Below are 20,797 nucleotides of genomic sequence, written 5' to 3' on the forward strand. Positions count from 1 at the left end.
TGCGCGTCCGTGAGCTCGTGTCGCCGCACCATACGGGCGTCCTGCCCGGCCAACCAGGAGATCCACCCCGCCCACCAAGAGCCATCAGAAACGGCCTAGGAGACCAGCCATGCGGCCCATGACCCCGAACTGGCGTACCAGCTCCTACACGAAGTCGGACACCTGCGTTGAAGTGGCAGACAACGACCCTGACGAAATACTGGTCCGGGACACCAAGGACCGCAGCCGCGGAACCATGAGCGTTCCACCGGCCTCCTGGGACGCATTCGTGGAATTCATCGGCCGGGATATCGGATAGCCGACGAGGACACCGAGGTCGGCCTTCCGTGTGGCAGGGTTCCGCCGCAGGCCGGCCCGGTTCGGCGGGTCTTCCGCGTCACCGGGTCTCACCCCCAGCCGGACACAAGTGACGAAGGACTGGACTCCGTTCGGACTGTTCCAGGGCTTGACGGGGGTCCGCGGAGGACGTGAGTCCGGGGGGCACGGCCGTCCGGGCGCGCGGGTATCGCGGGGTGTCCTTCCGGCCCCGGCGGCCGTACGGAGCGGGGCGATCCGATTGCCCCGGCGGACGGTGAACACCCGCCCGATGTCCTCCGTATGGGATGGAACACCCGTCCCCAGGAGGAGGCACCGTGCGCAGCAACCGTCGGGCCGACAGGCCCAGAGTGTCGATGCGCACGGCGGCCATCGCCCTAGCGATCGTCGCCGTACTGGCACTCATACCCGTACTGATCAATCTGCAGACCAGCAGCAGCCAGGCCAACGAGGAGCTGAGTCCGATAGCAGGAGCGCCCCAGGTGGGGGCCGGAGCCGACGGCTCCGTCCCCGCCGAGGGGCAGGCACAGGGGCAGGCGCAGACGGGGGCCGCCGCGGGCGACATCGGGACCGTCACCGAGGTCGACAAGAAATTCCTGTCGTCCGTGCGGCAGGCCGGGCTGTGGGAGATCCCCGCCGGGCGGCTGGCGCAGACCAACGCCTCCAGCGAGGCGGTCAAGCGGGCCGGACACCATCTCATCGACGGTCACGCCAAGCTGGACCAGCTCGTCCGCGAGGACGCCAAGCTGCTCGGGGTCCAGATCCCCGACCAGGCCACGGCCGAGCAGCAGGATTGGGTACGGCAGCTGAAGGCCGCCAAGGGCGCCGAGTTCGACAAGCTCTTCGCCAACATCCTGCGGGCCTCGCACGGCAAGATCTTCGCCGTCATCGGAGAGGTGCGCGCCTCGACGCAGAACGACCTGATTCGGCGTCACGCGCGGCAGGCCAACCAGACGGTCATGGACCACATGGAGGTCCTGGAGGACACCGGCCTCGTGGACGCCGAGACCTTCGCCGAGGTCGAGGCCGCTGTGACGAAGTGACGACGTAGCGGGCGGCGGCAGCGCCGGTACGCGGCCCCCGCGCCACGGCGAGCGGTTCCCGCACCTCCGGGCGGTACGGCAGGCGACTGCCGTGCCGCCCGCCGTCGTTGACGGCGGCCCTCGGCACCGGCGCGGCCCCGTGGTGCGGCGCGCGGACGCGCCGCGTCGCTCAGGAAGGTCCCCGCCAGCGGTAGTACAGCTCCGGCCGGCCCACCTGCCCGTACTGCGGCCGCCGTTCGGCCCGCCCGGTGTCCACCAGGTGCTCCAGATAGCGGCGGGCCGTGATCCGGGAGATCCCCACCGCCTCACCGGCCGCCTGGGCGGTGGTCCCGTTCCGGTCCGCGCCGCGCAGGGCCCGGGTCACCGACTCCAGGGTCGGGCCGCTGAGCCCCTTCGGCAGCGCGGGCGGGGACGGCGCGCGCAGCGCGGACAGCGCGCGGTCCACCTCCTCCTGCCCGCTCGCCTCGCCCGCCGCCGCGCGGAACTCGGCGTAGCGCACGAGCCGTTCGCGGAGCGTCGCGAAGGCGAAGGGCTTCAGCACATGCTGGACGACACCGAGCGACACCCCCTCCCGGACCACCGCCAGATCCCGCGCGGAGGTCACCGCGATCACGTCCGCCGTCCGGCCCGCGGCGCGCAGCGAGCGCAGCAGCCCCAGTCCGTGGCCGTCCGGCAGGTAGAGGTCGAGCAGCAGCAGGTCCACCGGGTCCCGCTCCAGGTGCCGCCGCGCCGCCGAGCCGGAGTGCACGGTGCCGGCCACCTCGAAACCGGGCACCCGTTCCACGTACAGCGCGTGGGCGTCCGCGGCGACCGGGTCGTCCTCGACCACCAGCACCCGGATTGGCGGCCGCCCGCGCCCCGGGTCTCCGCTCACCGTGCCGCCCCCGCTCACCGTGCCGCCCCAACCACGGCCGCCAGCGGCAGCCGTACGGTGAACTCCGCGCCCCCGCCGTCGCCACCACCGGCCGCGCCCCCGCCCCGGCCCTCCGCCCGCGCCGCCTCGATCGATCCGCCGTTGCGGCGCACCGCCTGCCGGACCAGGGCCAGGCCGAGTCCGCGCCCCGGGCCGCCGCCCGCCGACTCCTCGCCGCCGCGCCGCGCCGCCTTCGTCGTCCAGCCGCGTTCGAACATCCCGTCCAGGGCCTCCGGGGAGATGCCGGGACCCGTGTCCCGCACCCGCAGCAGCAGCTCGCCGTCGGCGGCCCGCGCCGTCACCGTCACCCGCGGGCGGCGCTCCCGGACGCCCCCGGCGGCGTTCTCCCCGCCGGCCGCCTCCACCGCGTTGTCGATCAGATTGCCGAGGATCGTCACCAGATCGCGGGGCGGCAGCTCCGCCGGCAGAACACCGTCGTCGATGCGGCTCTCCGGGGCCAGGGTCAGCTCCACACCCCGCTCGCTGGCCTGCGCCGCCTTGCCGAGCAGCAGAGCCGCCAGCACCGGCTCTCCCACGGCCGCCACCACCCGGTCCGTCAGCGCCTGCGCCAGCTCCAGCTCCTCCGTCGCGAACCGCACCGCCTCCTCCGCGCGGCCCAGCTCGATCAGCGACACCACGGCGTGCAGCCGGTTCGCCGCCTCGTGCGCCTGGGACCGCAGCGCCTCCGCGAAGCCGCGCACCGAGTCCAGCTCGCCGGAGAGCTCCTGGAGCTCGGTGTGGTCCCGCAGGGTGACGACCGTGCCGCGCCGCTCACCGCCCGAGACGGGCGAGGTGTTCACCACCACGATCCGCTCGGCCGTCGGATGGACCTCGTCCACCCGGGGCTCCGAGGCCAGCAGCGCCCCGGTCAGCGACGGGGGCAGCCCCAGCTCGGTGACGCAGCGGCCCACGGCGCCGGGGCCCAGCCCCAGCAGCTCCCGGGCCCCGTCGTTGACCAGCGCGATCCGCCGCCGCCCGTCCAGCATCAGCAGCCCCTCGCGGACGGCGTGCAGCGCCGCCTGATGGTAGTCGTGCATCCGGCTCAGTTCGGAGGCGTTCATCCCGTGCGTATGACGCCGCAGCCGGGCGTTGACGACGTACGTGCCGAGGCCGCCGAGCACCAGCGCCCCCAGTGCCACCCCGGCCGGCACGGCCATCTGCCGGCGCACCTCGGCGCTGATCCGCTCCACCGTGATCCCGGCGCTCACCAGGCCCACCACCCGGCCGCCGTCCCGTATCGGCGTCACCACCCGCACCGAGGGTCCGAGCGTGCCGGTGTACGTCTCGGAGAAGGTGCGGCCCGCGAGCGCGGGCCCGGTGTGGCCCAGGAACTCCTCGCCGATCCGCTCCGGGTCGGGGTGCGTCCAGCGGATGCCGTCCGTGTCCATGATCGTGACGAAGGCGACGCCGGTGTCGCGGCGGACCCGCTCCGCGTACGGCTGCAGCACCGCCGTCGGGTCCCCGCCGCGGATGGCCTCCGGCACGGACGGAGAGACGGCGATCGCCCGCGCCGCCGTCATCGCCCGCAGCCGCGCCGTCTGCTCCGTCTGCCGCAGGTCCGTGATGTACGTGAACACGGCGTAACCGGCCACCACGACGGCGACCAGCACGACCTGCATGGCGAAGAGCTGACCGGCCAGGCTGCGGGGACGGGGAACACGCATGGGCCCAGTCTGCCCGGCGCTTCCCCGGGACCGGCAGGGGAGTGCGGCCCGCTCCCGCCACGACCGGGGGCTCCGCGTCCCCGTCCCCGGGCGTCCGTGCGTCCCCGCGCTCCGTAGCGGACCGGCAGCGTCCGCGAACTCAATGAACGCAACCGTGACCCGGCCCACCCGCTGGTGGATAGTCGCCGGGACGCCGGAACGGAGCACGGCACGGGTGGGACGGCACCGGGAGCGGCGTCACGACCGGGAAGCACGATGCAGGAGGCAGCCGTGGCCGTACGGACCCCACCCGAGGGTGCTCGGGTGAAGCGGGACAGAACCCACTATCTCTACCTCGCCGTCATCGCCGCGGTGCTCGCCGGCATCCTGCTGGGCTTCGCGGCGCCCGGAGTGGCGGCCGAACTGAAGCCGCTCGGCACCGGCTTCGTCGGCCTGATCAAGATGATGATCTCGCCGATCATCTTCTGCACGATCGTGCTCGGTGTCGGCTCGGTGCGGAAGGCCGCGAAGGTCGGCGCCGTGGGCGGGCTGGCCCTCGGCTACTTCATGATCATGTCGACCGTGGCGCTCGCCATCGGCCTGGTCGTCGGCAACATGCTCCCCGGCGTTGCCCTGGACCTGACCGAGTCCGCACGCAGCGCCGGCGCGGAGCAGGCCGCCGGCGCGAGCGAGTCCACCACCGACTTCCTGCTCGGCATCATCCCCACCACCATGGTCTCGGCCTTCACCGAGGGCGAGGTGCTGCAGACCCTGCTCATCGCGCTCCTCACCGGCTTCGCGCTGCAGGCCATGGGCACCGCCGGGGAACCGCTGCTCCGCGGCATCGGCCACCTCCAGCGGCTCGTCTTCCGGGTGCTGGCGATGATCATGTGGGTGGCGCCGGTCGGGGCGTTCGGCGCCATCGCGGCGGTGGTGGGCGAGACGGGCGTCGGCGCGCTCAAGTCCCTCGCCGTCGTCATGATCGGCTTCTACGTCACCTGCGGGGTCTTCGTCTTCCTCGTCCTCGGCGCGCTGCTGAGGATCGTCGCGGGCGTGAACATCTGGACTCTGCTCCGGTATCTCGGCCGGGAGTTCCTGCTGATCGTCTCGACCTCCTCCTCGGAGTCCGCGCTGCCGCGCCTCATCGCCAAGATGGAGCACCTGGGCGTCAGCAGGCCGGTCGTCGGCATCACCGTGCCGACCGGCTACTCCTTCAACCTCGACGGCACGGCGATCTATCTGACGATGGCCTCCCTCTTCGTCGCCGAGGCGATGGGCGACCCGCTCTCGCTCGGGCAGCAGATCTCCCTGCTCGTCTTCATGATCATCGCCTCGAAGGGGGCGGCCGGCGTCACGGGCGCGGGCCTGGCCACCCTCGCGGGCGGCCTCCAGTCCCACCGGCCGGAACTGGTCGACGGCGTCGGCCTCATCGTCGGCATCGACCGCTTCATGAGCGAGGCCCGCGCCCTGACCAACTTCGCGGGCAACGCCGTCGCGACGGTCCTGGTCGGCACCTGGACGAAGGAGATCGACAAGGCCCGGGCCGAGCAGGTCCTCGCCGGGCACCTCCCCTTCGACGAGCAGACGTTCGTCGACGACCACGGCCACGACCACGGCCACGAGCACGGACCCGCTCCCGAACACGGCCGGGGAGGCCATCAGCCGCACGACGCCCACACCGCTCCGGACCCCTCCTCCCACCCGGGACCCGACCACCCCGGCGGGGCGAAGGAGACGGTGGGCGTCTGACGGGCCGGCGCCCGGGTCCACCGCGATCCGGCCCGCGGTGTCCCTCCACGGACCCGGGCGCACCCGCTCCGAAGACCATCTCCCCGACGCCCCTCCGGCTGTTTCCCCTGGCGGCCGGAGGGGCGTCACCCTGCTCCGGCCCGCGAGAACGGCCACACGCCGGGGCACGGCCGAGGGCTCGTACGGGCGAACCCGTACGAGCCCTCGGAGAACCGGGCCGCGTCTCCCGCGCTTCCCGCACCGCACGGGCCGCGCAGGCCCGTGCGGCCCCGCGTCCGGTGCCGGATCAGACGACCGGCCGCAGCCAGACCGTCGCCAGCGGCGGCAGCGTCACCTGGATGCTGACGCGCCGGCCGTGCCAGGGGGACGCCTCCGGCTTCAGCGGATCCGGGTTGCCGACGCCGCTGCCGCCGTAGCCGGCCGCGTCCGTGTTGAGGACCTCCTGCCAGCCGGTGGGCTCACTCGGCACCCCGAGACGGTAGTCCCGGCGCACCACCGGCGAGAAGTTGCTGACGCACAGCAGCGGCGACCCGTCCGCGGCCAGCCGGAGGAAGGCGAAGACGTTGTCCTCCGCCGCGTCGCCCTCGATCCAGCTGAAGCCGGACGGATCGGTGTCCCGCTCCCAGAGCGCCGGCTCGGCGGCGTAGACGCGGTTGAGATCGCGGACCAGGTCCCGTACGCCCCGGTGGTCACCGGCCGACGCGTAGGTGTCGTCCAGCAGCCACCACTCCGGCCCGTGCACCTCCGACCACTCCGCGCCCTGCGCGAACTCCTGCCCCATGAACAGCAGTTGCTTGCCCGGGTGGGCCCACATGAAGCCCAGGTACGCGCGGTGGCCGGCCCGCCGCTGCCACCAGTCGCCGGGCATCTTGTTGACGAGGGGGCCCTTGCCGTGCACCACCTCGTCGTGCGAGATGGGCAGGACGTAGTTCTCGCTGTACGCGTACACCATCGAGAAGGTCATCTCGTGGTGGTGGTACTTGCGGTGCACCGGTTCGCGCGCCATGTAGCCCAGCGAGTCGTGCATCCAGCCCATGTTCCACTTCAGGCCGAAGCCCAGCCCGCCCAGGCCGTTCGGGCCGGTGACGTGGGTGGGCCGGGTGACGCCGTCCCAGGCCGTCGACTCCTCGGCGATGGTGACGACGCCGGGGCAGCGCCGGTAGACGGTCGCGTTCATCTCCTGCAGGAACGCCACGGCGTCGAGGTTCTCGCGGCCCCCGTACTGGTTGGGCACCCACTCGCCGCCCTCCCGCGAGTAGTCCAGGTAGAGCATGGACGCCACCGCGTCCACCCGCAGCCCGTCGATGTGGAACTCCTCGCACCAGTACACGGCGTTGGCGACGAGGAAGTTGCGGACCTCCGTCCGCCCGTAGTCGAACGTCAGCGTGCCCCAGTCGGGATGCTCGGCGCGCCGCGGGTCGGCCGGCTCGTACAGCGGTGTGCCGTCGAACCGGGCGAGCGCCCACGCGTCCTTGGGGAAGTGCGCCGGCACCCAGTCGACGATGACCCCGATGCCCTCCCGGTGCAGCGCGTCGACGAGATACCGGAAGTCGTCCGGGGTGCCGAGCCGGGCGGTCGGCGCGTAGTACGAGGTGACCTGGTAGCCCCAGGAGCCGCCGAAGGGGTGCTCGGCGACCGGCATCAGCTCGACGTGCGTGAACCCCAGCTCCTTGACGTACGCCGGAAGCTGCTCCGCGAGCTGGCGGTAGCCCAGCCCCGGCCGCCAGGACGCCGGATGCACCTCGTAGACCGAGAACGGCGACTGGTGGACGCGGCGCGCGGCGCGGCGGCGCATCCACTCCCCGTCCTGCCACCGGTGGGCGGAGGACGTGACGACCGAGGCGGTGGCGGGCGGGCACTCGGTCCGCCGGGCCATCGGGTCGGCCCGCAGACTGTGCGCGCCGTCGGGTCCGGCGATGTCGAACTTGTAGAGGGTGCCCTCGCCGACCCCCGGCACGAACAGCTCCCACACACCGCTGGCGCCGAGTGAGCGCATCGGGTAGCAGGTGCCGTTCCAGCAGGTGAAGTCGCCGGTGACGCGGACGCCGCGGGCGTTCGGCGCCCAGACGGTGAACCGGGTGCCGGCGACGCCGCGGTGGGTCATCGGCCGGGCGCCGAGGGCCTCCCACAGCCGTTCGTGGCGCCCCTCGTGGATCAGATGCAGATCGAGCTCTCCGAGAGCGGGCAGGAAGCGGTACGGGTCGTGCTGCTCCAGCACCTCGGGGGCGTCGCCGTCGCCGTAGGAGATCCGCAGCCGGTAGTCCTCCGGAACGGCGTCGAGAGGCAGGACGCCCGCGAAGAGGCCGTCCCCCTCGGAGTGCAGACCGGCGCTGAGCCCGCCGCCCGCGCCGCTGCCCGGACCGCCATCCGGACCGCCGCCGGTCACGACGGTGACGGCGCGGGCGTACGGGCGCAGGGCGCGGAAGAGGACACCGCCGCCGTCCGGCAGGGGATGGGCGCCGAGGAGGGCGTGCGGGTCGTGGTGCTCGCCGCCGAGCAGACGCCGCCGGTCGCCGGCGTCGAGCGGGGCGGGGCGGACGGCGCCGGGGACGGGGTCGGCGTCGGGGCCGGAGGTCCGGGCGGAGGAGGACGGGCGGGACGCGGCCGCCGGCCGCGGCGCGGTGCCGGACGCCTTGGCGCGGCCGCGGCCCGGTTTCCTTTCCCTGCCCGGGGACTTGGGGGTGGCTGCCTGGGCGGACCCGGCGGACCCGGCGGACCCGGCGGACCCGGTCCGCCCGGCGGCCCGGGGGGAGCCCGTGGCCCGGGGCGTGCCGGCGGTGCGGGGGGAGCCCGCATCGGGGGCCGGAGAGGCGTCGCCTTGTCCGGCAGCGGTGGCCGGCCCGGTGGCCGGCCGGGCGGCCCGGCCGGTGGCTGAGCGGGGCCGGTCGGGGGAGTCGCCGGCGGGGCCGGACGGGGACGGCGGACGAGCGGTCACGACTGAGTCCTCCTTGGAGGAGCGGGGGAACGGACGTTCATACGCGGCGGCTGTGGCTGTGGTTGTGGCTGCGGTCGTGGCGGTGACTGCGGCGGTGGCGTGCGGTGGCGCGGTGCGGCGGTGTCCGGAGGCGCGGTGACCGTGCCGGGGCCGCCCCGGTACGGGGAGGGCACGGGGGACCCGCGCGGCGGCCGTCATGCGGACGGGCCGCGCCGGTCGGGTACGGAGGTGCCGGAGGGCCGGGAACCGGATGGTTGGGGGCCGGACGATCGGGGGCCGGATGGCCGGCCCGCGGGCCGGCCATCCGGCCCGCCGGCCGCGCCCGGGCCCGGCCCCGGAGGCGGCGCGTCCTCCGGCTCCCCGGCGAGGCGGCGGATCGCCGCCATCGGCACCGGGAGCCAGTCGGGCCGGTGGCGCGCCTCGTACAGCACCTCGTACACGGCCTTGTCGGTCTCGTAGGCGCGCAGCAGTTCGGGCTCGTCGCGCGGATCGGTCCCGGCGGCCTCCGCGTAACCACCGCAGTAGGCCGCGCGGTTGCGGCACGACCACTGCCCGCTCCAGCCGGGGGCGGTGCCGGACGCGGGCCGGTGGGTGCGGGCCGCGTAGTCGAAGGAGCGGAGCATGCCGGCGATGTCGCGGGCGACGGGCTGCAGCCGGCGGCGCTCGGAGATCGGGCGGGCGGGCTCGCCCTCGAAGTCGATGAGGGACCAGCGGCCGTCGTGCGCGCTGCGGAGGGCCTGGCCGAGGTGGAGGTCGCCGTGTATCCGCTGGGCGTGCCAGGTGCGGCCGCGGTGGCCGAGGGCGGCGAGCTCGTCGTAGGCGGCGCGCAGCGGCTCGCGGTACGGGCGCAGGGCGGGTACGGCGGCCGCGGCGGCCTCCAGCCGTTCGGTCATGCCGCCCGCGATGAGCTCGATCTGCGGCCGGCGCAGGACGGCGGTCGGCAGGGCTTCGGCGAGTGCGGTGTGCACCTCGGCGGTGGCCCGGCCGAGGGCGTGCGCGGCACCGGTGAAGTCGGCCTGCACGGACAGGGAGCCCAGGGCGAGCTGCCAGCCGTCGGCGGAGCCGGGCAGGAAGGGCTGGAGGATGCCGAGGGTCAGCGGGCCGCCGGCCGGGTCGTCGGCGGGGACGGCGGCGAGCCCGGCGCCGGCGGCGGCCTCCACGCCCGGGTCGGCCTCGAACCAGGCCGTGGGGTGCGGTACGCGGTCGCAGCCGGCCCGGGCGAGGGCCAGCGGGAGTTCGAGGTCGGGGTTGACACCGGTGCCGATGCGGCGGAAGACCTTGAGGATGTACGCGTCGCCGTAGACCACCGAGGAGTTGGACTGCTCGGCGGTGATGAGCCGGGGGGTCAGCCCGGAGGCGATGGCGGTGCCGGGGGCGCGGGTGAAGCGCAGGGCGCCGAGCCGGCCCGGTACGCGCAGCCGCTCCAGGAGCAGCCCGGCCAGACGCGGGTCGGCCAGGGCCTCGTAGACGGTGCGGCCGTGCAGCGGCCCCTCGGAGGGGCGGCCGATCAGGGTGTGCGCGAGGTGCGGGGGGAGGGTGGAGCGGATGCCGATGAGGAGCTGGTAGCAGTCGGCGGTGCCGGGGCGCTGCTGGGCGCGGACGAGGAGATGGAGCAGTCCGGGCGCGGCACCGCCCGCGGTGCAGGGCAGGATCTCGGTGGCGGAGACGAGGGAGAAGCCCGTGATGGGATTGCCCTTGCCGGCGAACCAGCGCTGACGGGGCAGCCAGGCGCGGAGCAGCGGGACGAGCGAGGGGAGCAGGGACCGGGTGGTGGTCTGGGCCCGGCCGCGGCCCGGTGGCCCGGCGCGGGTCCCGGTGTCCGCCGGGGCGTTCCGGGCCGGGGCGTTCCGGGCCGGCGTGGACCGCGGGGCCGGTGAGTCCGCCGAGTCGTCCGCCGGGTCGGCCGGGGAGTCCGGGGCGGTGACGGTGGTGCGGGCCGTGCTGTACGGGTTGGGGCGGATCGAGCCCTCCGACATGGCGTCGCGTCCTTTCCCCGGGCACACCGTAGATGCGCAAAGTGTCCCGGATTGCGGCAATCGCTGTCCGGCGGTGCGGGACGTGTCGGGTGAGGATCGTCCGATCAGGTAAGGCGATTGGCCTATGCGCTGTGCGGACTGGGTGCGTAGAGGAGAGCCTGCCCGGGGCGGGGCGGTGAAAACCGGTGAATCCGGTCGTAACCGCCCCGCCCCGGCGCTGTCACGAGTGCGGTCAGCCGCCGGTGAGCGGGCGCGGGACCTCGGCGGCGGGCACGCCCGTGATGCCGTGGGCGGGCACGCCCGTGACGTCACCGCCCGCCGGCGCGTCGGCGGTGCTCGCGGCCGCGGACCGGCGGAGCCGGAACCAGTAGAAGCCGTGGCCGGCGAGCGTGAGCAGATAGGGCAGTTCGCCGATGGCGGGGAAGCGCACCCCGCCGATCAGCTCCACGGGGTGCCGCCCCGCGAACGCCCGCAGGTCCAGCTCGGTGGGCTGGGCGAAGCGGGAGAAGTTGTTGACGCACAGCACCAGGTCGTCGTCCTCTCCGCCCGTCCCCGGGGTCTCCCGGAGGAAGGCGAGCACCGCCGGGTTGCTGGACGGCAGTTCGCTGTACGAGCCGAGGCCGAAGGCCGGGTTCTGCTTGCGGATCTCGATCATCCGGCGGGTCCAGTGCAGCAGCGAGGAGGGGCTGCTCATGGCCGCCTCGACGTTGGTCACCTGGTAGCCGTAGACCGGGTCCATGATGGTCGGCAGGAAGAGCCGGCCCGGGTCGCAGGAGGAGAAGCCGGCGTTGCGGTCGGGGGTCCACTGCATGGGGGTGCGGACCGCGTCCCGGTCGCCGAGCCAGATGTTGTCGCCCATGCCGATCTCGTCGCCGTAGTAGAGGATCGGCGAGCCGGGGAGGGAGAGCAGCAGGGCGGTGAACAGCTCGATCTGGTTGCGGTCGTTGTCGAGCAGCGGGGCCAGCCGGCGGCGGATGCCGATGTTGGCGCGCATCCGCGGGTCCTTGGCGTACTCGGCGTACATGTAGTCGCGCTCTTCGTCCGTGACCATTTCGAGGGTCAGCTCGTCGTGGTTGCGGAGAAAGACGCCCCACTGGCAGCCGGAGGGGATGGCCGGGGTCTTGGCCAGGATTTCCGAGACCGGGTAGCGCGACTCCCGGCGCACCGCCATGAAGATGCGCGGCATGACCGGGAAATGGAACGCCATGTGGCACTCGTCGCCGCCCTTCTCGAAGTCGCCGAAGTAGTCGACGACGTCCTCGGGCCACTGGTTGGCCTCGGCGAGCAGCACGGTGTCGGGGTAGTGGGCGTCGATCTCGGCGCGGACCCGCTTGAGGAGTTCATGGGTCCGCGGGAGGTTCTCGCAGTTGGTGCCCTCCTCGGCGTAGAGATAGGGCACGGCGTCCAGCCGGAAGCCGTCGATGCCGAGGTCCAGCCAGAACCGCAGGGCGGAGATGATCTCCTCCTGGACGGCCGGGTTCTCGAAGTTGAGGTCGGGCTGGTGGGAGAAGAAGCGGTGCCAGTAGTACTGCTTGCGCACCGGGTCGAAGGTCCAGTTGGAGGCCTCGGTGTCGACGAAGATGATCCGGGCGTCCTGGTACTGCTTGTCGTCGTCGGCCCAGACGTAGTAGTCGCCGTAGGGGCCGTCGGGGTCGCGTCGGGACTCCTGGAACCACTCGTGCTGGTCGCTGGTGTGGTTCATGACGAAGTCGATGATGACCCGCATGCCGCGCTGGTGGGCGGCGTCGACGAACTCGACGAAGTCGGCGAGGTCGCCGAACTCGGGGAGCACGGCGAGGTAGTCGGAGACGTCGTACCCCCCGTCCCGCAGTGGGGACTGGAAGAACGGCGGCAGCCAGAGGCAGTCGACGCCGAGCCATTGGAGGTAGTCGAGTTTGGCCGTGAGGCCCTTGAGGTCGCCGATGCCGTCGCCGTTGCTGTCCTGGAAGGAGCGGACCAGCACCTCGTAGAAGACGGCGCGCTTGAACCAGTCGGGATCGCGGTCTTTCGCCGGTGTGTCCTCGAAGGTGTCCTGGACGGGCTCGTTGACGATCATGATGTGGGTGACCCTCCGATCGGTGAGGACGGTCGCAGGGTGAACACGTGCGCCGGCCGGGAACCCGGGTCCAGCCGCACGTAGTTGTCCCTGCCCCAGTGGTAGGTCTCGCCGGTGAGCTCGTCGCGCACCGGGACGGACTCGTGCCAGTCGAGGCCGAGTTCCGGCATGTGCAACGAGACCGTGGCCTCCTGGGTGTGGTGCGGGTCGAGGTTCACGACCGTGAGTACGACATCGGGGCTGTCGCCGTGAGTACGTTTCGAGTAGGCGATCACCGCGTCGTTGTCCGCGTGGTGGAAGTGCAGGTCCCGCAGTTGCTGGAGGGCCGGATGGCGGCGGCGGATCCGGTTGAGCGCCGTGATGAGCGGGGCGATGGTCCGCCCCTCCCGCTCGGCCGTCTCCCAGTCGCGGGGCCGCAGTTCGTACTTCTCCGAGTGCAGGTACTCCTCGCTGCCGGGGCGCGCCGGGGTGTTCTCGCACAGCTCGTAGCCGGAGTAGATCCCCCAGGTCGGGGAGAGGGTGGCGGCGAGCACGGCCCGTGCCTCGAAGGCGGGCCGGCCGCCCTCCTGGAGGTGGCCGGGGAGGATGTCGGGGGTGTTGGCGAAGAAGTTGGGCCGCATGTACGCGGCCGCGTCGCCGGACAGCTCGGTGAGGTAGGCCGTCAGCTCCTCCTTGGTCTCGCGCCAGGTGAAGTAGGTGTACGACTGCTGGAAGCCGATGGCGGCCAGGGTGTGCATCATCGCGGGGCGGGTGAACGCCTCGGCGAGGAAGATGACGTCCGGGTCGCGGCGGTTGATGTCGGCGATGACCCGCTCCCAGAAGACCACGGGCTTGGTGTGCGGGTTGTCCACCCGGAAGATCCGCACCCCGTGGTCCATCCACAGCCGCAGGATCCGCAGGGTCTCGCGGACGAGGCCGGTCATGTCCGCGTCGAACGCGACGGGGTAGATGTCCTGGTACTTCTTGGGCGGGTTCTCGGCGAAGGCGATGGAGCCGTCGGCCCGGTGGTGGAACCAGGAGGGGTGCTCGCGCACCCACGGGTGGTCCGGCGAGCACTGCAGGGCGAAGTCGAGCGCCACCTCCATGCGCAGGGCCCGGGCCCGGGCCACGAAGTGGTCGAAGTCCTCGAAGGTGCCGAGACCGGGGTGGATCGCGTCGTGGCCGCCCTCCGCGGAGCCGATCGCCCAGGGGGAGCCCACGTCGTGCGGGCCGGCCGTGAGCGTGTTGTCCGGGCCCTTGCGGTACGCGGTGCCGATGGGGTGGACGGGCGGCAGATAGACGACGTCGAAGCCCATCGCGGCGATGGCGGGCAGCCGCTCGGCGGCGGTCCGCAGGGTGCCGCCGGCGGGCGGCTCGCCGGGGGCGGTCACGGCGCCCTCGGAGCGCGGGAAGAACTCGTACCAGGAGCCGTAGAGCGCGCGGCGGCGCTCCACGAGCAGCGGGAACTGACGGGTCTGGGTGAGGAGTTCGCGCAGCGGATGGCGGGCGAGGGCCGCCGAGACGTCCTCGGCGAGGGCCGCGGAGAGCCGGTCGGCGGGGGAGAGGTCCCGGTCGCGCAGCGCGTCCGCGGCGCGCAGGACGGCCTCCCGGCCGGCCCGCTTGGGGACGTCGACGGCGGCCTTCTCGTGGAGGGCCGCGCCCTCGGCGAGGACGAGCTCGGTGTCGATGCCTGCCGGGATCTTGATCTGGGCGTGCCGGCGCCAGGTGGTGACCGGATCGCTCCACGCCTCGACGGTGAAGCTCCACCGCCCCTCGGATTCCGGGGTGACCCGGGCGCCCCAGCGGTCGGTGCCGGGGGCGAGTTCGCGCATCGGGGTCCACGGCCCGGGACGGCCGGAGGGGTCCAGCAGGACCACGTTGGCGGCCACCGCGTCATGGCCCTCCCGGAAGACCGTCGCGGTGACCTCGAAGCTCTCGCCGGCCACCGCCTTGGCCGGCCGCCGCCCGCAGTCGACGAGCGGGCGGATGTCGAGCACGGGGATGCGTCCGATCATGGGACCACCTGGGGACGTAGCGGTTTGAGCCTCTCTGCGGGCTTTTGTTCTTTCTATATGCTCCATGGACGACTGACCGCTTGCGGGCATGGGCGCTCCTGTCCGCGTTCACTCACGTGGGTGACTGTGCGAGCCGGTGGGCGGCACCGGGCGCTGCGGGCAGCACGGGCGCCGCTTATCGGTGGAGTCTGCCCCCGCGCGGCGCCGGACATGACGGTGATGGCCCGCCTTCGGGGCCGGAAAGGGTAAAAACTGGACCGGCCCGTGACGGCGGCGGTGTGCCGTGGTCACGGGCCGGTCCTGTGCCGGTGCCGGTGTGCCCTCAAGGGGCGGGTGGTGCGGTCCGGAAGTCCTGCCGCCGAAGCGGGGCCGGGCGGGGAGGGGGCCTGCCGTACCGCGGCACCGCGGCGGTGCCCCGGCGCCCGGTTGACGTCAGGTCAATGGCGCGGACGGACGCCAACCGGGCGGACGGCGCGTCAGTCGCCGACTTGGAGCAGACGGTTCGGCGAGCCGAGGCCCGCGCCGCTGATCTTGCCCTGGGCCGCGCCGTCCGTCAGCGCCTTCTCGACCGCCGCCGGCGAGTCCGCCGGGTGGTCGTCGAGGTGGAGCGCGGCGGCGCCGGCGGCGTGGGGGGCCGCCATCGAGGTGCCGGAGATCGTGTTCGTGGCACTGCCCGAGGTGTGCCAGGCCGAGGTGATGTCCACGCCGGGGGCGAAGACGTCCACGCCCGGTCCCCAGTTGGAGAAGCTCGCGCGGGCGTCGTTTTTGTCGGTCGCGCCGACGGTGATGGCCTCCGTGACCCGGGCCGGCGAGAAGAGCAGCGCCGGCAGGCTGTTGTTGCCGGCCGCCACGGTGAACGTCACGCCCGAGGCGATGGCGTTCCGGACCGCGTCGTCCAGCTGCGCGTTGAGGATGCCGCCGAGGCTCATATTGGCCACGGCCGGCTTCTGCGCGTTCTTCGCGACCCAGTCGATGCCCGCGATCACCTGGGCGATGGTGCCGGATCCCTCGTCGTCCAGGACCCGGACCCCGACGACGTCGGCCTGCTTGGCCACGCCGTGGGAGGTGCCGGCGATGGTGCCGGCGACATGGGTGCCGTGGCCGTTGCCGTCCTGCGCGTCGGCGTCGTTGTCGACGAAGTCCCAGCCGCTGCTCGCCCGGCCGCCGAAGTCCTGGTGGCCGGTGCTGACACCGGTGTCGATGACGTACGCCGTCACGCCCGAGCCGCCGGCGCCGGGCGGGGTGTAGGAGTTGTCCAGCGGGAGGTCGCTCTGGTCGATCCGGTCCAGGCCCCAGGAGGGCGGATCCGTCTGGGCCGAGCTGATCCGCACCGTGGCGTCCTGCGACACCGAGGCGACGGCGGGATCGGCCGCCAGCTTCTTCGCCTGTGCCTCGGAGAGCCGCACGGCGTAGCCGTTGAGGGCGCTGCCGTAGGTGTGGCGGATCTTCGCACCGTACTTCCGCGCCAGCTCGCGGCCGGCCTCGGAACGCGCGGTGAGGCCCTGGCCGGACTTGAGGCTGACGATGTAACTGCCGCTCACGGCGTCCGGCGAGCCGGCGCCGAGGATACGGCCCTCCGGTGCCGCCGCGTCGGCGGCGTGGGCGGAGAACGCGAGGGGGGACAGCAGGAAGGTGACGGCGGCGATCGCGGTCGTGACACGGCGTCCGCTGACGAGGCGCCGTGTGTGGGGGGTGTGAACGTCGTTCTGTGAACCGTCGGATGACGGTCGATCAGATATATGCGCCATGAAGAAAGGAACCTCTCCTGTGGTGACCTGCAGTTTCTCGCGGTAAGGGGTTCCGGACAAGAGGTTCGCGGGGGCGGAATTGATCGTTCCGACCCGCCCGGTGCCCGGCGTCGGAGGGTCCGTACCGGTTTACGGCACAGTGGTCTCCGGCCGGGGCGGGATGGTCATCGCCGTCATGGGTGAGAAGCCCGGACGCGGCGGGCGACGCGGGGGTGCGCGGACCTCCTCGTGCGGGAGGAGGGGCTTTCCGCCATCCCCGGACCGGCCCGACGGCGACGGGCACGTGAAGTCACGGTCCCGCCGTCCGCACCCCCAGGAGGTGAGTTCCGGACGGAACGTGTGAATGTGCGCGAAGGGAACCCCTGACCGCCGTACGGTCGACCTGTGAAGGCCATTCGTCGATTCAGCGTGCGTCCCGTCCTTCCGGAACCCCTACGACCGCTCAGCGACCTGGCGCGGAACCTGCGCTGGTCCTGGCATCCCGAGACCCGTGAACTGTTCGAGGCCGTCGACCCCGGGGCCGGGACGGCCGCGGGGGGCGACCCCGTACGGCTGCTCGGCGGCGTGTCCGCCGCGCGGCTGGAGAGCCTGGCCTCCGACGGCGCCTTCCTGCGCCGCCTCACCGCGGCGGCCGATGAGCTGCGGGACTACCTCACCGGCCCCCGCTGGTACCAGACCGCCGCGGGCGCGGCGGCCGGTGACGGCCTGCCGTCCGCCGTCGCCTACTTCTCGCCCGAGTTCGGCCTCACCGGCGCCCTGCCGCAGTACTCCGGCGGGCTCGGCATCCTCGCCGGGGACCACCTCAAGACCGCGAGCGACCTGGGCGTACCGCTCATCGGGGTCGGACTCCTCTACCGGCGCGGCTACTTCCGGCAGTCGCTCTCCCGCGACGGCTGGCAGCAGGAGCAGTACCCGCTCATCGACCCCGACGAGCTGCCGCTCGGCCCGCTCCGCGAGCCCGGCGGCCGGCCCTGCCGGGTGACGCTCGCCCTGCCCGGCGGCCGTACGCTGCACGCCGCCGTCTGGGAGGCCCGGGTGGGCCGGGTGCCCCTGCTGCTGCTCGACTCCGACACCGAGGAGAACGAACCCCGCGAGCGCGGGGTGACCGACCGTCTCTACGGCGGCGGCAGCGAGCACCGGCTGCTCCAGGAGATGCTGCTCGGCATCGGCGGGGTCCGGGCCGTCCGCGCCTACTGCCGGATCACCGGGCACCCGGAGCCCGAGGTCTTCCACACCAACGAGGGCCACGCCGGCTTTCTCGGCCTCGAACGGCTGCGCGAGCTGGGCGAGGAAGAACACGGCGGGCTCGACTTCGACGCAGCCCTGGAGGCCGTGCGCGCCGGGACGGTCTTCACCACCCACACCCCCGTGCCCGCCGGGATCGACCGCTTCGACCGGGAGCTCGTCGCCCGCCACTTCGGCGACGACGGCGAACTGCCCGGCGTGGACGCCGGACGCGTCCTGGAACTCGGCCGGGAGACCTATCCGGGCGGCGAGCCGAACGTCTTCAACATGGCGGTGATGGGCCTGCGGCTCGCCCAGCGCGCCAACGGCGTCTCCCAGCTGCACGGCGGGGTCAGCCGGGAGATGTTCGCCGGCCTGTGGCCCGGCTTCGACGCCGCCGAGGTGCCCATCACCTCCGTCACCAACGGTGTCCACGGCCCGACCTGGACCGCGCCCGAGGTGCTCCGGGCCGGCGCCGGGAGCGGCGGGGCGCAGGCGCTGCCCGGCGACGCCCTCTGGGCGCTGCGGCGCACGCTCCGCGAGCGGCTGGTGGCGGAGGTACGGGAACGGCTGTACGCCTCCTGGCGGCAGCGCGGCGCGGCGGCGGCGGAACTGGGCTGGATCGACGGGGTGCTGGACCCGGACGTCCTCACCATCGGCTTCGCCCGCCGCGTGCCCTCGTACAAGCGGCTCACCCTGATGCTCCGCGACCGCGAGCGGCTGACGGAACTGCTGCTCCACCCGGAGCGGCCGGTGCAGATCGTCGTCGCCGGCAAGGCGCACCCCGCGGACGACAGCGGCAAGCGGCTGGTGCAGGAGCTCGTCCGGTTCGCGGACGACCCGCGGGTGCGGCACCGGATCGTCTTCCTGCCCGACTACGGCATGACGATGGCCCAGCGGCTCTACCCGGGCTGCGACGTCTGGCTGAACAACCCGCTCCGGCCGCTGGAGGCCTGCGGCACCTCCGGGATGAAGGCCGCCCTCAACGGCTGCCTCAACCTGTCGGTGCTGGACGGCTGGTGGGACGAGTGGTTCGAGCCGGACTTCGGCTGGGCCGTCCCGACCGCCGACGACCCGGCCACCGGCGAGGACCGGCGCGACGACCTGGAGGCGCACGCCCTCTACGAGCTGCTGGAGCAGCGGGTCGCCCCGCTCTTCTACGACCGCGGCCCGGACGGGCTGCCGGACCGCTGGACCGAGATGGTCCGGCGCACCCTGACGGAGCTGGGGCCGAAGGTGCGGGCCGAGCGCATGGTCGAGGCCTATGTCCGGGAGCTCTACACCCCGGCGGCCCGCGCGCACCGGCGGCTCGGCCCGGACGCCGCACGGGAGCTGGCGGCCTGGAAGGCGAAGGTCCGGGCGGCCTGGCCGCGGGTCGCCGTCGGCCGGGTCGAGGCGTCCACGGGCGGCGGGAACGGCGGCAGCGCGGAGCTGGGATCGGTGCTGTCGTTGCGGGTGCGGGTCGCGCTGGACCGGCTCGTCCCGGAGGACGTGGAGGTGCAGGCCGTCGCCGGGCGGGTGGACGGCGAGGACCGCATCACCGGCGGCCGCGCCGTACCGCTCAAACCGGCCGGCACCGCGGACGCCGAGGGGCGGTGGCCGTACGAGGGCGAGCTGACCCTGGAGCGGACGGGGCCGTTCGGCTTCACCGTGCGGGTGCTGCCCGCGCACCGGCTGCTGGCGAGCGGCGCGGAGCTGGGGCTGATGGCGGTGCCGGAGGAGGCCCTGGGCGAGGAGGCGGGCGTGCTGTTCCGGTAGGGCGCCGGTGGGGCGGGGCCCGGCCGTGTGCCGTGGGATGCGGCCGCGGCGGGCCCCGCGGGGTCCGGTGTCAGGTGACGTTGACGGCGGCCCAGGCGGCGCCGGTGGTGCGGTACTCGGTGCTGTCCGCGCCGAACAGCTCGCCGGCGGCCTTCAGCGTCGCCTCGCGGGCCTCGTGGTAGTCGGTGGACGAGGTCATGTGGGCGGTCAGCGCCTTGAACCAGATGTCCGCTGCCTTGGCCACGCCGATGCCCTCGACGGCCGAGCCGTCGGCGGTCGGGCTGTCGTACCGGACACCGTTGATCTCCTTGGCGCCGCTGCCCTCGGAGAGCAGGTAGAAGAAGTGGTTGGCGGGCCCGGAGGAGTAGTGGACATCGACCGCGTCGATGCCGTCGTACCAGTAGTCCTCCGAGTGGCCGTCCTTGGACGGCTCGTCCATGTGCCGCAGCGGGGTGCCGTCACCGTTGATGTCGATCTTCTCGGCGACGAGGTAGTCGGCCGGGTCCTCGGGATTGGCGGCGTGGAACTCGACGGCGGCGGCGAAGATGTCGGAGGTCGCCTCGTTCAGGCCGCCCGACTCGCCTTCGTAGACCAGGCCGGCCGTGGCGGAGGTGACGCCGTGGGTCATCTCGTGCGCGGCCACGTCGAGTGAGGTGAGCGGTTTGGCGTTGCCGTCGCCGTCGCCGTAGGTCATGCAGAAGCAGGAGTCCTGCCAGAAGGCGTTGACGTAGGCGTCGCCGTAGTGCACGCGGGAGACGGCGCCCTCGCCGTCGCCCCGGATGCCGTCGCGGCCGTGGACTTGCTTGTAGTAGTCCCAGGTCACCGCGGCGCCGTGGTGGGCGTCGACGCCGGCGGTCTGCGGCTCGTCCGTGGTGCCGTCGCCCCAGGCGTCGTCGTCGTCCGTGAAGAGCGTGCCCTCGCCCGAGTGTTCGTTGGCCATGTCGTGTGTGGTGTGGCCGCCGCGATCGGTGTCGGTCAGGGTGAAGCGGCCGCCGGAGGACGCCGTGCCCAGGTCGACGGCACCGCTGTACTGGCTGTTGCCGGTGCCCTTGTGGACGCCCTGCCAGCTGTGGAGTTCCTTGCCGGTGGCGGCGTCGGTGATGACGTGGAGTTCGTTGGGGGTGCCGTCCTCCTGGAGTCCGCCGGTGACGGTCTCCCAGGCGAGGACGGGGGTGCCGTCGCCGGCCCAGATGATTTTGCGGGGGGCCTTGGCGGTGGTGGCCTTGGGGCCGGCTTCGTCCTTGGCGGTGGCCAGGGCGGTCTTCTTGGCGGTGGTGGCGGTGATGTCGGTGCGGGTGGTGGGGACCTTGATGGTGGCCTTGGTCGCCTTGGTGACGCCCTCGTGCTTGCCGCTCCTGGTCTCGTGGACGACGAGGTCGCCGCCGAGGACGGGGAGTCCGGCGTAGGTGCGTTCGTAGCGGGTGTGGGTGGTGCCGTCCCGGT

12 protein-coding genes are annotated in these 20,797 nt (G+C 73.3%); 4 read left to right on the plus strand and 8 right to left on the minus strand.

All coding sequences use genetic code 11. The features are described 5' to 3' along the window. Positions 1-118 precede the first annotated feature (118 nt). Together IF83_RS32715 and IF83_RS0128485 are read left to right on the plus strand one after the other, a co-directional pair. Positions 119-298, plus strand: a complete 180-nt coding sequence (locus IF83_RS32715) for a DUF397 domain-containing protein (protein WP_347877134.1) — start codon at positions 119-121, stop codon at positions 296-298. Positions 299-632: 334 nt separating this feature from the next. Then, positions 633-1,358, plus strand: a complete 726-nt coding sequence (locus IF83_RS0128485) for a DUF4142 domain-containing protein (protein WP_244177250.1) — start codon at positions 633-635, stop codon at positions 1,356-1,358. Between the two features lie 169 nt (positions 1,359-1,527). On the opposite strand, the gene IF83_RS0128490 is transcribed toward IF83_RS0128485, so the two are convergent. Together IF83_RS0128490 and IF83_RS0128495 are read right to left on the minus strand one after the other, a co-directional pair. Then, entirely contained in the window at positions 1,528-2,232 is a 705-nt protein-coding gene (locus tag IF83_RS0128490; protein WP_051723504.1) for a response regulator, read from the minus strand. Positions 2,233-2,246: 14 nt separating this feature from the next. Next, positions 2,247-3,935, minus strand: coding sequence for a sensor histidine kinase (locus IF83_RS0128495; protein WP_030549101.1), 1,689 nt, complete (start codon positions 3,933-3,935; stop codon positions 2,247-2,249). Positions 3,936-4,190: 255 nt separating this feature from the next. On the opposite strand from IF83_RS0128495, the gene IF83_RS0128500 reads away from it, so the two are divergent. Then, positions 4,191-5,663 carry a cation:dicarboxylate symporter family transporter gene (locus IF83_RS0128500; protein ID WP_078843988.1) on the plus strand — a complete coding sequence of 491 codons (1,473 nt, stop codon included), beginning with the start codon at positions 4,191-4,193 and terminating at the stop codon, positions 5,661-5,663. 286 nt (positions 5,664-5,949) lie between these two features. Here the strand turns inward: IF83_RS0128500 and glgB are convergent, their stop codons facing one another. The 5 genes from glgB to IF83_RS0128525 all read right to left on the minus strand — a co-directional run bounded on the left by glgB (position 5,950) and on the right by IF83_RS0128525 (position 16,372). Then, on the minus strand, positions 5,950-8,598 hold the full coding sequence (gene glgB, locus IF83_RS0128505; protein WP_244177251.1) for a 1,4-alpha-glucan branching enzyme: 2,649 nt from the start codon (positions 8,596-8,598) through the stop codon (positions 5,950-5,952). Between the two features lie 194 nt (positions 8,599-8,792). Continuing rightward, the gene (locus tag IF83_RS0128510) at positions 8,793-10,574 is read right to left on the minus strand and encodes a maltokinase N-terminal cap-like domain-containing protein (RefSeq protein WP_078843989.1); all 1,782 of its coding nucleotides are present in this window, start codon (positions 10,572-10,574) and stop codon (positions 8,793-8,795) included. Between the two features lie 232 nt (positions 10,575-10,806). After that, a complete protein-coding gene (gene treS / locus IF83_RS0128515; RefSeq protein WP_167343631.1) occupies positions 10,807-12,630 on the minus strand; it encodes a maltose alpha-D-glucosyltransferase in 1,824 nt (607 codons plus the stop codon). Continuing rightward, positions 12,627-14,624, minus strand: coding sequence for an alpha-1,4-glucan--maltose-1-phosphate maltosyltransferase (locus IF83_RS0128520; RefSeq protein WP_030549110.1), 1,998 nt, complete (start codon positions 14,622-14,624; stop codon positions 12,627-12,629). Before IF83_RS0128520 ends, treS begins: the two co-directional genes overlap by 4 nt. Positions 14,625-15,100: 476 nt before the next feature. After that, complete coding sequence (locus tag IF83_RS0128525) at positions 15,101-16,372, minus strand: S8 family peptidase (RefSeq protein ID WP_078843991.1); 1,272 nt, start codon at positions 16,370-16,372, stop codon at positions 15,101-15,103. 384 nt (positions 16,373-16,756) lie between these two features. On the opposite strand from IF83_RS0128525, the gene glgP reads away from it, so the two are divergent. Further along, entirely contained in the window at positions 16,757-19,354 is a 2,598-nt protein-coding gene (glgP, locus tag IF83_RS0128530; RefSeq protein WP_030549113.1) for an alpha-glucan family phosphorylase, read from the plus strand. Positions 19,355-19,424: 70 nt separating this feature from the next. Here the strand turns inward: glgP and IF83_RS0128535 are convergent. Beyond that, positions 19,425-20,797: M4 family metallopeptidase (locus IF83_RS0128535; protein ID WP_030549115.1), on the minus strand; the 1,373-nt coding region annotated here is incomplete at its 5' end.

The organism is Streptomyces albus subsp. albus (assembly GCF_000719865.1).
Lineage (GTDB): Bacteria > Actinomycetota > Actinomycetes > Streptomycetales > Streptomycetaceae > Streptomyces > Streptomyces albus_E.